This is a genomic window from Streptomyces sp. NPDC057565 (assembly GCF_042801455.1).
Lineage (GTDB): Bacteria > Actinomycetota > Actinomycetes > Streptomycetales > Streptomycetaceae > Streptomyces > Streptomyces yanii.
Genome location: NZ_JBHVFU010000005.1, coordinates 428,930 through 442,927 on the forward strand (window position 1 = coordinate 428,930; position 13,998 = coordinate 442,927).

General features: G+C 70.4%; 13 protein-coding genes and 1 pseudogene. 7 read left to right on the forward strand and 7 right to left on the reverse strand.

Annotation, left to right across the window (positions count from 1 at the left end; translation table 11 throughout):
* Window positions 1-137: 137 nt before the first annotated feature.
* Window positions 138-1,883, reverse strand: a complete 1,746-nt coding sequence (locus tag ACFU8W_RS14405) for an amidohydrolase (protein ID WP_384036132.1) — start codon at window positions 1,881-1,883, stop codon at window positions 138-140.
* 122 nt (window positions 1,884-2,005) lie between these two features.
* Here ACFU8W_RS14405 and ACFU8W_RS14410 point away from each other — a divergent pair, with 122 nt between their 5' ends.
* Window positions 2,006-3,202 (forward strand): CaiB/BaiF CoA transferase family protein, encoded by a 1,197-nt coding sequence (locus tag ACFU8W_RS14410; protein ID WP_384036134.1) that lies wholly within the window; start codon window positions 2,006-2,008, stop codon window positions 3,200-3,202.
* An 80-nt stretch (window positions 3,203-3,282) separates the two neighbouring features.
* Here ACFU8W_RS14410 and ACFU8W_RS14415 read toward each other — a convergent pair whose 3' ends face one another.
* The gene (locus ACFU8W_RS14415; RefSeq protein ID WP_327247209.1) at window positions 3,283-3,546 is read right to left on the reverse strand and encodes a hypothetical protein; all 264 of its coding nucleotides are present in this window, start codon (window positions 3,544-3,546) and stop codon (window positions 3,283-3,285) included.
* 277 nt (window positions 3,547-3,823) lie between these two features.
* Between ACFU8W_RS14415 and ACFU8W_RS14420 the strand changes: the two genes are divergently transcribed.
* Window positions 3,824-5,452 carry a serine/threonine-protein kinase gene (locus tag ACFU8W_RS14420; RefSeq protein WP_384036137.1) on the forward strand — a complete coding sequence of 543 codons (1,629 nt, stop codon included), beginning with the start codon at window positions 3,824-3,826 and terminating at the stop codon, window positions 5,450-5,452.
* A 32-nt stretch (window positions 5,453-5,484) separates the two neighbouring features.
* On the opposite strand, the gene ACFU8W_RS14425 is transcribed toward ACFU8W_RS14420, so the two are convergent.
* Entirely contained in the window at window positions 5,485-6,285 is an 801-nt protein-coding gene (locus tag ACFU8W_RS14425; protein WP_384036140.1) for an SGNH/GDSL hydrolase family protein, read from the reverse strand.
* Window positions 6,286-6,826: 541 nt separating this feature from the next.
* Here ACFU8W_RS14425 and ACFU8W_RS14430 point away from each other — a divergent pair.
* On the forward strand, window positions 6,827-7,930 hold the full coding sequence (locus tag ACFU8W_RS14430; protein ID WP_384036235.1) for a DUF5925 domain-containing protein: 1,104 nt from the start codon (window positions 6,827-6,829) through the stop codon (window positions 7,928-7,930).
* Between the two features lie 88 nt (window positions 7,931-8,018).
* Here the strand turns inward: ACFU8W_RS14430 and ACFU8W_RS14435 are convergent, their stop codons facing one another.
* Window positions 8,019-8,393, reverse strand: coding sequence for a GntR family transcriptional regulator (locus ACFU8W_RS14435; protein ID WP_345513581.1), 375 nt, complete (start codon window positions 8,391-8,393; stop codon window positions 8,019-8,021).
* Window positions 8,394-8,462: 69 nt separating this feature from the next.
* On the opposite strand from ACFU8W_RS14435, the gene ACFU8W_RS14440 reads away from it, so the two are divergent.
* Window positions 8,463-9,383 carry a GNAT family N-acetyltransferase gene (locus ACFU8W_RS14440; RefSeq protein ID WP_384036144.1) on the forward strand — a complete coding sequence of 307 codons (921 nt, stop codon included), beginning with the start codon at window positions 8,463-8,465 and terminating at the stop codon, window positions 9,381-9,383.
* On the forward strand, window positions 9,364-9,873 hold the full coding sequence (locus ACFU8W_RS14445) for a DUF402 domain-containing protein (RefSeq protein ID WP_384036147.1): 510 nt from the start codon (window positions 9,364-9,366) through the stop codon (window positions 9,871-9,873). The genes ACFU8W_RS14440 and ACFU8W_RS14445 overlap by 20 nt, the downstream gene beginning before the upstream one ends.
* Here ACFU8W_RS14445 and ACFU8W_RS14450 read toward each other — a convergent pair.
* From ACFU8W_RS14450 to ACFU8W_RS14460, 3 genes and pseudogenes are all read right to left on the reverse strand, one after another.
* Entirely contained in the window at window positions 9,870-11,348 is a 1,479-nt protein-coding gene (locus ACFU8W_RS14450; RefSeq protein ID WP_384036150.1) for a trifunctional class I SAM-dependent methyltransferase/NUDIX hydrolase/VOC family protein, read from the reverse strand. The genes ACFU8W_RS14445 and ACFU8W_RS14450 overlap by 4 nt on opposite strands.
* 51 nt (window positions 11,349-11,399) lie before the next feature.
* Complete coding sequence (locus ACFU8W_RS14455) at window positions 11,400-11,864, reverse strand: GNAT family N-acetyltransferase (RefSeq protein ID WP_345513586.1); 465 nt, start codon at window positions 11,862-11,864, stop codon at window positions 11,400-11,402.
* Between the two features lie 345 nt (window positions 11,865-12,209).
* Window positions 12,210-12,972, reverse strand: a pseudogene (locus tag ACFU8W_RS14460) (transposase family protein); the annotation flags it as partial.
* Window positions 12,973-13,040: 68 nt separating this feature from the next.
* Here ACFU8W_RS14460 and ACFU8W_RS14465 point away from each other — a divergent pair.
* Both ACFU8W_RS14465 and ACFU8W_RS14470 read left to right on the forward strand, forming a co-directional pair.
* Window positions 13,041-13,196, forward strand: a complete 156-nt coding sequence (locus tag ACFU8W_RS14465; protein WP_384036154.1) for a hypothetical protein — start codon at window positions 13,041-13,043, stop codon at window positions 13,194-13,196.
* Complete coding sequence (locus ACFU8W_RS14470) at window positions 13,193-13,519, forward strand: hypothetical protein (protein ID WP_384036157.1); 327 nt, start codon at window positions 13,193-13,195, stop codon at window positions 13,517-13,519. The genes ACFU8W_RS14465 and ACFU8W_RS14470 overlap by 4 nt, the downstream gene beginning before the upstream one ends.
* The last annotated feature ends 479 nt before the right edge of the window (window positions 13,520-13,998 follow it).

A 13,998-nucleotide genomic window follows, 5' to 3' on the forward strand; every position in this document is an offset into this window, starting at 1 on the left:
TGCGGGCGCCGGCCCCGGCGGGCATGAGCACCGTTCCCGCCGCCCGGCACCCGGCACCCGGCACCCGGCACCCGGTGCGGTGGTGCCGGGTCATGCCACGGACATGCCCCGGCACCACGTCCTTTACCTCTGCCCCTTTACTTCTGCGGTGTCAGTTCCGGCCCCAGCGAGGAGAACTTCTCCTGCGACACGACCCGCTTCGGCGGCCAGGTGATGTTCTTCGGTGGCCACTTCTGCCCGGTCCTCTTCAGGAACCAGGCCGGCGGCTCGTACATCGGCGGCTCATAGCCACCGGGCAGCGCCGTCTTCCACGCCAGTCCCTTGGTGCGTTCGGCGAACTCGGCCTTGATCGCCTTCAGCCGCTCCGGCTGGGTGAGCAGATCGACCGCGGTCGCGGCCAGATACTTCGCTGCGGCGATCACCGCCGCCTGGCCGGGCGCGGCGGCCGCACACGCGGCTGTGGACCAGGTGTGCATCTTGGTGCCGATCGGGGCTAGCGCCGCGCCCATCGACACGGTCGGCACATTCCAGCTGATGTCCGCGACATCGGTCGAACCGCCGCCCATGAAGACCGGGTTGGGCGGGGTGAGCGCGCCGACCTTGTCGTGCATGCCGGTGGCCGGGAGTCCCAGCGACGCCTGGAGTTCCTTCGCCAGCCGGTGCGCCTCGTCGGTGAATGCGGGCGGACCGATCTGCGTCATGTTCTCGTGCAGCAGCTCGGCGAAGGACTTCGACGGCAGCTGGTTCCAGCAGGCCGAGGTGATCCGGTGTCCGACCGTGGTCTGGCTGGCCTTCGCCGCCGCCTCGGAGACCGCGATCACCTTGTCGAGCAGCACCTGCACCCGGGCCGGACTGCCTTCGCGGACGTAGTACGAGATCTCGGCGATCTCCGGGGTGACGTTCGGGATGTCACCGCCGTTGTTGATCACCCAGTGGAGCCGCCCCGACGGGGCGAGGTTCTCCTCGCGCAGGAACTCCGACATCGTCGCCATCATCACGGCGGCGTCCAGCGCGCTCTTGTTGCCGAGCGGGGTTCCGCCGTGGCCGGCGACCCCGAGGAAGGTGAAGGTCACCGCGGTCATCGCGGTGGTGGTGCCCCAGCCGGTGGCGTTGGCGGTGGAGGGATGCCAGTCCAGGAAGGCGTCCAGACCGTCGTACACGCCCTGGCTGACGGCGTACGTCTTGCCGATCAGCGCCTCCTCCGCCGTCGAGCCGAAGAACTTCACGGTGACGGGCAGCCGGTGCTTCGCCGCGGCCTGGGCGACGGCTGCCGCGGCCGCGGCGGCGGCCGTTCCCAGCGCGCTGTGCCCGCAACCGTGTCCGGGGCCGTAACCGGGCGCGAACGGGTCGTGGACGTACTCGCGCGGATCGTGGTGGCCGACGCCCTTGTTCTGTGAGAGGCCGGGCAGCGCGTCGTACTCCCCGCTGAAGCCGAGGACCGGGCCGCCGCTGCCGTAGCGGTACGTGGCGGTGAACGCGGTCGGGAAGCCCGCGGTGCCGAACTCGACGTCGAATCCCGCCTTCTCCAGGAACCCGGCCTCGGCGAGCGAGGAGTTCCACTCGCGCAGGCTGAGTTCGGCATGGTCCCAGATCTCCGCGTTGAGCCCGGTGATCCGGCCGCTGTTGGTGTCGATCCAGCCGATGGCCGCCTGCTTGGCCGGGCTGTCCTGTGCCAGTCCCTTGGGAGCCTCGTAACCGCCGTCCGTCGCGGCTTCGGCCACCTCGGAGGCCGCGGCCATCGCGGGATCGGCCTCGGCCGTCATCACGGCGGTGGTCACCCCTGCCGCGCCGAGCAACTGCATGATCCGTCTGCGGCTGAGGACCGGACCGGCTGCCATGGCTGCTTCGTGCGCGTGCTCGTGCTGGTCGTGCAGGTCACACATGTACGCCTCCGGGAGTGAGGTGCTGTGTACGTGCCAAACGATCAGCACCCTGGCCCCGGAAGTTTTCGACGTCAACATCTCGGGATGACAAAGTTGTTACGTACACGATAGGTAGGGTTCCCATGAGCACTCGCCCCCTCCCTCTGGACGGCATCACCGTCGTCGCCGTCGAACAGGCCGTCGCCGCCCCGTTCGCCACCAGGCAGCTCGCCGACCTCGGTGCCCGGGTCATCAAGATCGAGCGCCCGGACGGCGGTGACTTCGCCCGCGGTTACGACACCGCTGCCCGCGGTCTGGCCTCGCACTTCGTCTGGTGCAACCGCGGCAAGGAGTCCCTCGCGATCGACCTCAAGGACCCGCGCGGCCTCGCCGTGGTGCGCCGGCTGGTCGCCGACGCGGATGTGTTCGTACAGAACCTCGCCCAGGGCGCGGCCGCCCGACTGGGTCTGGACGCCACGACGCTGTGCGCCGCGCACCCGCGGCTGGTCGCCGTCGACATCTCGGGGTACGGCGCGGACGGGCCGTATGCACACAAGCGGGCCTACGACATGCTGGTGCAGTGCGAGGCGGGACTGGTCTCCGTCACCGGCACGCCCGGGCAGCCGGTGAAGGCGGGTGTGCCCGCCGCCGACATCGCGGCGGCGATGTACGCCTTCTCGGGGGTGCTCGCGGCGCTGCTGCGGCGCGCGACCACGGGGCTCGGCGGGCCGGTGGAGATCTCGATGCTGGAGGCGCTGACCGAGTGGATGGGGCATCCGCTCCACCATCGGATGCATGGAGGCGAAACCCCGACGCGCACGGGGCTCGCGCATCCCGTCATCGCTCCCTACGACGCATTCGAGACGGCGGACGGGGAACACCTGCTGCTCTCCGTGCAGAACGACCGGGAGTGGCGCCGGCTCGCGGAACAGGTTCTGGGACGGCCGGAGTTGGCGGACGATCCGGACTTCGCGACGAACACCGCACGGACCGCTCACCGGGAGCGGACCGATGCGGTGGTCGCCGAGGTGCTCGCCACGCTGACCACGCAGAAGGCGCTGGCCGGGCTGGACGCCGCGGGCATCGCCTGCGCCCGGCTGAACACCGTGGCGGATGTGGCGGCGCACCCGCAGCTGGCGGCGCGGGACCGGTGGCGGGAAGTGGAATCACCGGTCGGCGCGCTGCGGGCCATGCTGCCGCCGATCACGCTGCCGGGCGGGGCGGAGCCGCGGATGGGGGCCGTACCGGCGCTCGGTGAGCACACCGAAGCACTGCTGCGGGCCGCGGGGATGACGGACGAGCAGACAGCGGAGCTGCGCCGGGACGGTGTGATCGCCTGAGCGCGGCCCGAGCGGTGGGCCGGTTCAGGCAGGGACGGACGATCGGTCGGGGGCCGGATCGATGGTGACAGGCCGTCGGGTCAGCGGCGGCTGCCGAAGAGCGAGCGCCGCAGTCGCCGCAGCGGGGCGAAGAGCGAGACACGCGCGCTCCTGCTCCGGCGGCTGTGCGCGGCGTCGCGCGAGGTGAGCTCCAGCATCAGCAACGTCGCCTCCGCGGTCTCGCGCTGCGGGACGGCGGGGCCGCCGAGCACTGCGAGATGGCGGTCGAGGCGCGAACTGGTCGCACTGCTCCCACATGTGATGGCAGGCACACGCGGCCTGCTGCGCATCGCTATCTGTTCCATGTCACTCCCCACCCGTACGAGGGCACCCGGCCCGGGCAGGTTAACCCTATCCCCCCGCGATGACACGCGTGTATCCCGGGCGTCGGATTGAGTACACACATACGGAGGTTGACGACCGTGCTCATAATTCGCTCGATTTCAGGGCGAGTTGGACAGAACGGGAGCGGTTCGCCCGCAGCGGCGGATTGGTGCGCAAGGGGGTCGGAACGGGCCGGTCTGAGCTAGCGTGGAGAGGTTTCCGCCGTGCTGCCGCCACTCCTGCGGATGGGGGATCACCGTGAGCGAAGTGCCGGGCGAGGACCGACTGATCGCGGGCCGCTACCGCCTGCTGGGCCCCCTGGGCCAGGGTGGGATGGGGATCGTGTGGCGGGCACGGGACGAGGTGCTGGGGCGCGAGGTCGCCGTGAAGGAGGTCCGCGCCCCGTCGGGGCTGCCCGCCTCCGACGTGCAGCGGCTGTACGCGCGCCTGGAGCGGGAGGCCTGGGCGGCGGCGAGGGTCTCCCACCGCAACGTGGTCACCGTCTACGACGTGGCGACCGAGGACTCCCGTCCGTGGATCGTGATGGAGCTGATCCGCGGGCTCGCGCTCTCCGACGTACTGGACGCCGATGGCCCCATGCCCCCGCAGCGGGCGGCGCACATCGGCGCGGAGGTGCTGGCCGCGCTGCGCAGCGCCCATGGGTCCGGGGTGCTGCACCGCGATGTGAAGCCCGGCAACGTGCTGATCGCCAATGACGGGCGGGTGGTGCTGACGGACTTCGGCATCGCCATGGTCGAGGGGACGTCCGCACTCACCATGACGGGTGAACTGATCGGCTCGCCGGAGTTCCTGGCACCGGAGCGCGCACTGGGGCGCACGCCGGGGCCCGAATCGGACCTGTGGTCACTCGGTGTGCTTCTGTACGCCGCGACCGAGGGCAATTCGCCGTTCCGTCAGAACACCCCGCTGAACACGCTCCGGGCGGTGGTCGACGAGGAACTTCCACCGCCCCGGCGAGCCGGCCCGCTCGCCCCGGTCGTCGAGGCGCTGCTGCGCAAGGACCCGGCCGAGCGGCTCTCGGCCGCGGAGGCCGAGCATCGGCTGCGGATCGTCGCCGCCGGGGGTACGCCGCGGACCGCGGGGGCCGGCGCGGCGGATCCCCACGGCGCCACGGTGACGGCCGGCACGACGGCGCCCGCGACACCGTTTCCCGCGACCTCCTTCCCCTCCCCCGCTTCGTCTGCGACGTCCGCGTACGCCCCCGAGGAGCGGTCGCGTCGGGCGGTCGCCGTTCTGGCCGTAGGGCTGGCGGTCCTGCTGCTGGCCGTCGGCGGGATCGTCTGGACACTGGCCCACAAGGGCGACGACAAGAACGCGGGAGGGGCCACCGGTGCCCCCGGCCCGGGCCCGACCAGCAGCGCCCCGCGCTCGGCGCCCGCCACCCGGGGGACGCCCGACGCCGACGGATCACCGGGCGCGGGCGGCGCCGGGAACACCGGCAACAGCAGCACGAGCAAGCCGCCGCCCCGGACCGTGACGGTGTATCTCACCCCCGTACGCGACAGCTACGAGGGCACTTGCCCGCCGCCGCACACCGAGGCACCGGCGTTCGAGGCGACGATCACCGTGGGACGTACGCCGGTGCAGGTCGAGTACCGGTGGGCGCTGAAGGACGGTACGAGCTCGGATCCCGGCTGGCAGTCGCTGTCCTTCGGCGCCGGCGACGGGCGGTCGAAGCAGGTGTCGCACACGGAGCTGACGTACCGGCAGGACACCACGTACCACGGAACGATCACCCTGGAGGTGCGGAGTCCGGTCGCGGTCACCTCGAACGGAGTGGCGTTCTCGGTGACCTGCCGGACGGAGACCCCGACGGACGGGGCCTCCGCCACGGCGGAAGGTGCTTCCGCTCCGGCGGGCGACTGACCGGGGCGGCCCGTGCCCCTTCCGCCGCCCTGTCAGACCACCGAGTTGAGGGCGGGCAGATAGCCGCCCGACTGTCCGGCGGCGGTGGGGTGGTAGGACTCCCCGATGTTGAGCCAGTTGACGCTGTGCAGCCAGGCGCTGCCGGAGCAGATCTCGTGCCCGGTGAACCTGGATGCGACATCGCTGAAGGTGAAGCCGTGGTCGGCCGCACGCTTGGCGGTTGCCGTGTTGAGGTAGTCGGAGGCGCTGTTGATGGCGGAGCGTTCGGTCTCGCTCAGGCCGGCGAGGCAGCTGCCGCCGATCTTGTAGAAGCGGGGGTAGCCGAGAACGACGACGTGGGCGGACGGCGCCTTGGACCTGATCGCCGTGTACACCGAGTCGAGCTTGCCGGGCAGGGTGGAGTCGACATAGCTGCGGGCGGTGGCGATCCGGCTGAGGCAGGTGGATTCCGACTGGAGGACACAGGTGGTCATGACATCGGCGAAGCCCGCGTCGTTGCCGCCGATGGAGATCGAGACGAGGTCGGTCGAGGCGGAGAGCGGGCCGAGCTGCCCGGCCGTCACATCGCCGGTACGGGCGCCCGAGCAGGCCGTGAAGGCGAACGACGCGGGCGAGTTGGCGGCGGCCCAGAGCGCGGGATAGGCCTTGGTGCTGCGCTTGCAGTCACCGCTGGCGCTGTCGTAGCTGCCGGATCCGACCCCCGAGGAGTACGAGTCGCCGAGTGCGACGTAATCGACGGACGTTGCGGCGTTCGCGGTGGCCGCCCCGGTCAGGGCGAGTACGGCACCGAGCAGAAGTGAGGACGACAACGCCACAAGTCTGGATATCTTCATGGATTCTCCCTTGGACCGGCCGGCAGGATCTCTGCCCTACTCCGTGGTAGCAGCACGGGCGCCGCGCCGGAAGTGTTCATGCCAAGTCCGTCCGACGGGGTCTCCCTGAAGGCCCGCTGAGCGTGCGTCATCCGGAAGTCCGGCATCCGATGCACCGGGCGACAAAGTCGCGCATGCAGAACATCGACATCGAGACGGGGAGGGTACGGACACACGTTCCCCTGTTCCGGCCGTCTCCCCCGCAGTGCTCGGCCGGGCCTGACGCACCGGCACCCCTGTTGCCGCGCCCGGTGCCGATCACCGTCGACGACGGGTACGTGGGGGTGCACGGAGTTCGAACGGCCGGTCTCCGCCGGGCCGTCGTCGATCGCCCGGAACGTCGCCGCCGGCCGGATCCTCACCGAGGGGTACGCGGTCGTGCGGCGGACCCGTCAGGTCCGACGCAGATTCACCGACTCGATAAGAGGAGCGATGCGGGCCGGTCGAACGGGTGGCAGAAGGTGGCAAAACCTGGGTGCGCCGGGTGCCCCTGTGCCGGATCATGGGCGCCATGTCTGCCAACCCTGAGTCCGCTCTTCCGATCCGGCTCACCGTCGACGACAGCGATTCCCCGGCCGATGTCGTCGACGCGCTGTTCCTCGGCCGCTTCGCGACGGGCGAGCAGCCGTACTCCCACAGTTCCTCCCTCGACCGGGTGAAGTCCGGGGCGACGCTGCTGCCGCCTGCCGCCAAGGTGCTGCGCGCCGCCCGTGACGAAGACCGCAGCGCGACCCTCGCCGAGGGGGAGGGCTGGACGCTGCTCATCTCGCGGTGGAACCGCGGCGCCGACGTCACCGTCACCGCGACCACCGCCGAGCTGGCGCAGAAGATTCTCGGCCAGGCGACGGACGGCGCCCAGGACGAACCGGAACCACAGCCCGATAACGTGACGATGGGCTTCTGGTACGTCTCGCCACGCCGCGGCCCGCACCGCACCACCCGGCAGATCGCCGCCGGTACATGGGACGAGGTACGCAGCAACTACACGGCGCCGGTGGCCGAGGCCATGGACCGGCTGATGAAGGTGACACCGGACGACATCGCGGGCCGGCTGCTCCTGCTGCACGGCCCGCCCGGCACCGGCAAGACGTCCGCGCTGCGCACGCTGGCCCGGTCCTGGCGGGACTGGTGCCAGGTCGACTGCGTACTCGACCCGGAGCGGCTCTTCAACGATGTCGGCTATCTGATGGACATCGCGATCGGCGAGGACGACGGCACGGCGAAGGGCAGGTGGCGGCTGCTGCTCCTGGAGGACTGCGACGAACTGATCCGGGGCGAGGCCAAGCACACCGCGGGCCAGGCGCTGTCCCGGCTGCTGAACCTCACCGACGGGCTGCTGGGCCAGGGCCGCAATGTGCTGGTCGGCGTGACGACCAATGAGGACCTGGAGCGGCTCCACCCGGCGGTCGTCAGGCCCGGCCGCTGCCTGGCCCGCATCGAGGTGGGCCCACTGACGCGCCAGGAGGCGGTGGCGTGGCTGGGCTCGGAGGAAGGGCTCCGCCGGGAAGGCTCGACGCTGGCCGAGCTGTACGCGCTGCGTCGCGGCACCGGTCCTGCCTCGGTGCCGAAGCAGGACGCGGGAGCGGACGCGGGCCTGTATCTCTGAGGGTTCCGCCCGTAAACCCGTCCTCGATCGCCGGACGGGCTCTCGCGTCCTTGCGGACACGTACGGCCATCGGACCGGACGGCCGCGGTCACTCCTCGTACGCCGCCCGCACCGCATCCTGCGCCAACGACGCCGCCGTCGTACGCGACAACCCGAGCCGCTTCACCTGGTCCGCGTACTCCCGCGCCGCCTCCGCGGCCTTCCGCTCCGCCGCATCCCCCGCGGCAGCGACGAACGTACCGTTCCGTCCGCGGGTCTCGATCACCCCGTCCGCCTCCAGGGTCCGGTACGCCTTGGCCACCGTGTTCGCGGCGAGGCCGAGCTCCTCGGCGAAGCCGCGCACGGTCGGGAGTCTGTAGCCGACGGGCAGCGCGCCGGATCGCGCCAGTTCGGAGATCTGCGTGCGCAGTTGCTCGTACGGGGCGGTGCCGGAGTCGGGATCGAGAGCGATCTTCAAAGTCACGGCCCAATTCTCCCCCACCGCCGGAAATTCGGAGGCGACCGGGCCGGTTCTCCCCGTAACGTCCGCCGCATGACTGTGATCGTTCGCGACTTCGTGCCCACCGACGCCGAGGCGTGGGTACGGGTGCGGCGCGCCGCACTTCCGTACATGGTGACGACTCCTGAGCAGGTTGCCTTCGAGCAGGCCAACGCCCATCCCGACAGGCGGTACAGGCTGCTGGTCGCCGAGGAGGACGGGGAGATCATCGGCACCGCTCAGGTCGGCATCGTCCATGACAGCCCGGAGCCCGGCCAGGGTTTCTGCAATCCGTACACGCATCCCCACCGGGTGGGCCGCGGGGCAGGCTCGCTGCTGGTGAGCACCGCCGAGGAGTATCTGGCCGGGGAGGGGGCTGTCGCCATCTACACCTGGGTGCTCGACGAGCCGGCGAACCGGGTCTTCGCCGAGAAGCGCGGGTATTCGCCGAGCCGTCCGGCGCACTTCCTCCATCTCGACCTCACACAGGGCATGCTGCCGCCCCGTCAGGATCCTCCGTCCGGTGTGGAGTTGCGGACCGCCGCGGACTTCGCGGACGACCCGCGGCCCCTGTTCGAGGCGGATGCGGAGACCACGGCGGACGAGCCGAGCGACACCCCGGCCGAACTCTCGGACTACGAGGACTGGCTGCGGAACACCTGGAACAACCCCGGTCTGGACCGGGAGCTCACCTCGGTCGCTGTGGTGGACGGCGAGGTGGCGGCCTTCAGCGCGGCGAACACCGACGGCCTGACCCGCTACTGGTCGGGGATGACCGGCACCCGCAGGGCGTACCGCAACCGGGGTCTGGCGAAGCTCGCCAAGACCGACTCGCTGCACCGCGCACGCGCGGCCGGCTACACGGACGCGTACACCGGCAATGACGCGGACAACGGCCCGATGCTGGCCATCAACACATGGTTCGGCTACCGGATCTGCGCCACGGAGGTGCGCCATGTCCACAACATCGGTTGAGGTCGTCCTGGTCAAGGCGGGGCGGACGAAGATCCGTTACCCGGCGGAGCTCGTGGGCGACGACGGCGCCCGGGTGACGGTGACCGCACCGTGGGCCGCACCGGGTGTGCGCGACTTCGGCTTCGTACGGTTCGAGCCGGGCGATGTCTTCACCGAGCACTACTGGCGTGACCGGTGGTTCGCGGTGAAGGAGGTCCGCACCGGCGAGGGGACGCTGAAGGGCTGGTACTGCGACATCACCCGGCCCGCGGTGCTGGGCGACGGGGAGCTGCTGGTCGAGGACCTGGATCTCGATCTGTGGGTGTCCGCGGACGGCTCCTCCGTACTGCGGCTGGACGAGGACGAGTTCGAGGAGAGCGGACTGGCCGCACACGATCCCGACGCGGCGGATGCCGCCCGCCGGGCGCTGGACGAGCTGGAACGCCTCGCCCTCGCGGGCGGGCTCGCGGGGCTGCTGGCACCGTCGCGCCCGTCCGGCGACGGACGCTAACGCACCACGAGCTCCACCTCGTACCCCGCCGTGTCCTCCAGATAGGCGGCGCAGTGCCCGTCGCCGCCCGCGTACGGATGGCGGTCCGCGAACAGCAGCCGCCAGCCGTGCTCCGGGGCCCGCGCCACCAGCGCGTCCAGCGTGGCCCGGTCCCGGACGTGGAACGCCAGGTGGTTGAGGCCGGGGCGGAGCCGGTCGTGCGGTTCCGGGGCCAGGTCCGGTGACTGCTCGATCACCAGATAGGTGTCACCGCGCCGCCAGCTGCGGCCGTGCTCCCACCTCTGGTACGGGACATGGCCCAGCTCACCGAGGAGCCAGCCCCACCCCGCCTCGGCCACCGCCAGATCGGGGACCCACAGCTCGATGTGGTGCACCCCGCCGGTACCGGACCCGCCGGACCGCAGCGGGACCGCGCGGCGGATGCCGTGCGGCTGGTACGCCACGCTGTCACCGTCCTCGTGCCAGTGGATCAGGAAGTGCTCCCCCGCCCGGTAACCGTCCAGCCCCGCACGGCAGTACGCGACCATGTCGTCGGGCAGGGCGTCCAGCGGGAACCAGGCGAGCTCCGAGCACTTCTCCGGTTCGCGGTTGTACGGCGGGCGGGCCGGGTCGTACTCCGCCTCGAAGAACCAGCCGGTCCGGGGACTGCCGCCGGGACCCCGGTGCTGCATGACCAGGGCGACCCGCAGCTCGTCCGGGTCCAGTGCGAGACCGATCTCCTCGGCGGCCTCGCGGACCATCGCCTCGCGGACGTCCTCGCCGTCCTCCACATGTCCGGACGGACCGTTGAACAGCCCGTCCGCGTATCCCGTGCCGGCGCGGCGGGCGAGCAGGACGTCGGGGCCGCGGCGCAGGATCAGATGCACATCGACGATCTCGGCGTGCCGGTGCGGCGGCTCGGCGCGCGCCACCAGCGCGTACCGGTCGTCGTCGACCTGCTTGCCCCACAGGTTCGGGTCGCCGGAGAGCCGCTCGTGGTGGATGCGCTCGGTGAACGGGGTGAGCAGCGCCGTCAGTCGCTCGGCGGAGAGGCCCACCCCGCCCCACACCCCCTCGATCAGCAACAGCCGCCCGCCGGGCCGCAGCAGACCGAACCAGTGGCGCAGAGCGGCCTCGGGATCGGGCAGCAGCCACACCACATGGCGGGCCATGATCACGTCGAACTGCTGCTTCCCGACCGGTGGTCGGGCCGCGTCCCCGACGAGCACCTCGGTGCCCGTCCCGGCAAGCTTGGCCCGCGCCTGCTCGACCATGCGCGGCGACCGGTCGACCGCGGTGACCCGGTGGCCCTGCCCGGCGACGACCAGCGCCAGACTTCCGGTGCCGCACCCCAGGTCGAGCACCTCGGAGCGGCCCCCGGGCAGCCAGCTCTCCAGGCGCTGCGCCCATGCGTGCCGGACCACCGGATCGAGCAGCCCGTGGTCGGGCTCCTCGTCGAAGGAGTCGGCGGCGGAGTCCCAGTCGATCGTCGTCATGCGTCGATCGTCTCAGCCACCACTGACACAGTCGATCAGTCGGTCGGCCGGTCAGCGGGTCAGCCGCTTGCGGTAGTGGAACCTGTCGTAGACGCCGTCCACGCGCCGCTCCACCAGTTCGTACCCGTAGCGCGGGTAGATCTTCTGGTTCTCCCACATCAGCGCGTTGGTGTAGAGGCGGATCTCGGGAAGGCCGAGGCTGCGGGCGTGCGCGTCCACGAAGGCGAGCAGCCGTCGGCCGACTCCCCGGCCGGCCGCGTCCGGGTGAACGGCGACGGACTCCAGGAAGAGGTGGTCCTCATGCGGGACGAGGACCAGGACGCCGATGACGTCCGGGGCCCCCGTCACGTACACCCGGCCCGCCGCCACATCCGCCGCATGGTCCGCACGCATGGGTGCGGGGACGACGCCGATGCGCGCGATGTAGTGCCGGTAGGCGGCATCGGTGACGGCCCGTACGGCGGGGACGTCGGCCGGGGCGGCGAGGCGGATCTCGTCGGACGTGTCGGCGTTCATGGAAGCACGGTACGAGGACCCCGGCCATGACCTACGGGTGGGGCCCTCGTGCACGTACGGGGAGGACCGCATCGCCGCCCCGGACCGTGGCCGCACAGACCTCCACACATCGACGTGTGGCCTCTCCCCTTGCTCCGTTTCGATGTGCAAATGGGCCCAGGTCAGGGGCCGGGCCTCTTCAGGACGGACACCCACAAGAAGCGACAGAACCACGTAGGCATGGATCCAGCTACCTTCATTGGCCCGTAGGACTGCTTCCCCTTGCTCCAGCGACAGCGACTTACTCGGGCGCCCAGCGAGGCCTTTGGGCACCTGAACCAGTTCGGGGAGCTCTTTCCATCCTTGGTCTGAGCTGGCCAGATGCAGGCAAAGGACGGCCTGAACGGGACTCGTGATGCGGGTGGTCGAGCACCGGAGCTTACGGAGGAGTCGCCAGGACTTGAGGGTGGCGACGGCCTGCTCGGCGAGGGCCCGGATCTTCGCGTGGGACCTATTGACAGCCTGCTGGCCGGTGGAAAGCGTCTCCCACCTGCCAGCGGTAGGGAACGCGAACCGTGCCTCCGGCGCCCTGGTAGCCCTTGTCGGCCCAGCAGGGGAGGCCGGCCTGGGCCAGCGCGTCGACGATGCCGTGCTCGCGGGCCGCGCGGACATCGTGGACGGCCCCGGGCAGGGCCGGAGATGCCCACAGCAGGCGGCCGAAGGGGTCAGCGATGACCTGCACGTTCATTCCGTGTTTCTTGTGCTTGCCGGAGTGGAAGGGCCGGTCGGCGGCGATCCGGTCGATGGGTAGCAGCGTGCCGTCGAGCAGGGCGAACGCCTTCGTCGAGGCCATCCGGACCGCCTCGGCGAGTGTCGGGGCGAGGTCGGCCAGCAGGCCGACGGCCTCGGTGATGTAGCGGTAGGCGGTGGCGATCCCGATGCCGAACCCGGCAGCGAGCTGGGCATAGGTGTCGCCGCAGCGCAGATGGGCCAGAACCAGGAGGAGCTGGCGGCCCGGCGCCAGGCGCCGCCAGCGCGAGCCGATCTCCCGGCGGTAGGCGGTCAGTTGACGGGTGAGGTAGCGCAGGTGCGTGTTGGACAGACCGATCGCCGACGGGTAGACAAGCACGCGAAGCTCCTGGTGAGCATGGGGAATCGTGGTCGAGAACCCGTCTATCAGGAGCTCTGCTGTTGAGCGTGACCAGAACCAATGAAGAGTCGGCAGGTTGGCAGAAGCTCGCTGTACCGGCCCCTTTTGAGGAAGGAGCTTCGATGAAGGTCTCGCGCACTGCGATGCTCACCTTCGCCGTGCTCACCGTCGTCGGTCTCGCCGTCGACATGGTCGGCTCTTGAGCACTCGCCGGTGGATCATCGCCGTCTGGGCGGGGCTGTGCCTGGCCGGCATCGCCGCCACCTCAGCCCTCAACGCCGGGCCGTACACGGACAAGCCGGAATCTCCCACCGAGGAGCCGGTACCGACAGGCACGTACGTCGTCGACTGCAAGGCGATCGCCGACGACATCGAACAAGCCCGCGCCGAGGCGGAGCAGAAGCGGCAGGAAGCGCTCACCCCTTCCGCGACCCCTATCTACCAGGGCAGAGCCACTGTGAAGGCTGTATGGGTACCGGAGGAGTGCGCGGACGAACTTGAAGACCGTGGCCTGAAGACACGCTGAGGATGGCACTTCCCACGACCGTGCGTCCTGGCGCCCCCTGCGCAAGCCAGTTGCAGCACCCACCAGATCACGGACCTGGTCAAAGCCGCCCTCACGCTGCACCTCGCCAGGTTCAGCGTGAGGTTGGAAAGGGCTCACCGGGAGAAAACGACCTCTCAGGCAGCCACTTTTGCGCGAGCCTCGCAGATCATGGCCCCAACGTCGTGCTTTACCGGGCAGGTCCACAGACTGCCTGACGCGCCGGAAGCTTACGGGGCCATGATCACTCGCGCCAAAGCAGCTCCAGCCCAAAGCCGTTCCACCGACCTGGAAACTCAAAGGTGGCCCTATTCCAACCGCTCCATGGCGATTTTCATCGACCAGCCGTCGTATACCGGACGGCTTCTTTCAGCGGGTGGCACAGGACATGTCGGTCGCGTTGCGCTCCAGGAAAATCGAGAGGTCGCATGGGAGCATAGGGGTTGGCCGCGACCGCTAGT

Bases quoted from the DNA above. Each gene is read 5' to 3' on its own strand.
- ACFU8W_RS14405 (WP_384036132.1), bottom strand. From the start codon at position 1,883: ATGTGTGACCTGCACGACCAGCACGAGCACGCGCACGAAGCAGCCATG.
- ACFU8W_RS14410 (WP_384036134.1), top strand. From the start codon at position 2,006: ATGAGCACTCGCCCCCTCCCTCTGGACGGCATCACCGTCGTCGCCGTC.
- ACFU8W_RS14415 (WP_327247209.1), bottom strand. From the start codon at position 3,546: ATGGAACAGATAGCGATGCGCAGCAGGCCGCGTGTGCCTGCCATCACA.
- ACFU8W_RS14425 (WP_384036140.1), bottom strand. From the start codon at position 6,285: ATGAAGATATCCAGACTTGTGGCGTTGTCGTCCTCACTTCTGCTCGGT.
- ACFU8W_RS14430 (WP_384036235.1), top strand. From the start codon at position 6,827: ATGGGCGCCATGTCTGCCAACCCTGAGTCCGCTCTTCCGATCCGGCTC.
- ACFU8W_RS14440 (WP_384036144.1), top strand. From the start codon at position 8,463: ATGACTGTGATCGTTCGCGACTTCGTGCCCACCGACGCCGAGGCGTGG.
- ACFU8W_RS14445 (WP_384036147.1), top strand. From the start codon at position 9,364: ATGTCCACAACATCGGTTGAGGTCGTCCTGGTCAAGGCGGGGCGGACG.
- ACFU8W_RS14450 (WP_384036150.1), bottom strand. From the start codon at position 11,348: ATGACGACGATCGACTGGGACTCCGCCGCCGACTCCTTCGACGAGGAG.
- ACFU8W_RS14455 (WP_345513586.1), bottom strand. From the start codon at position 11,864: ATGAACGCCGACACGTCCGACGAGATCCGCCTCGCCGCCCCGGCCGAC.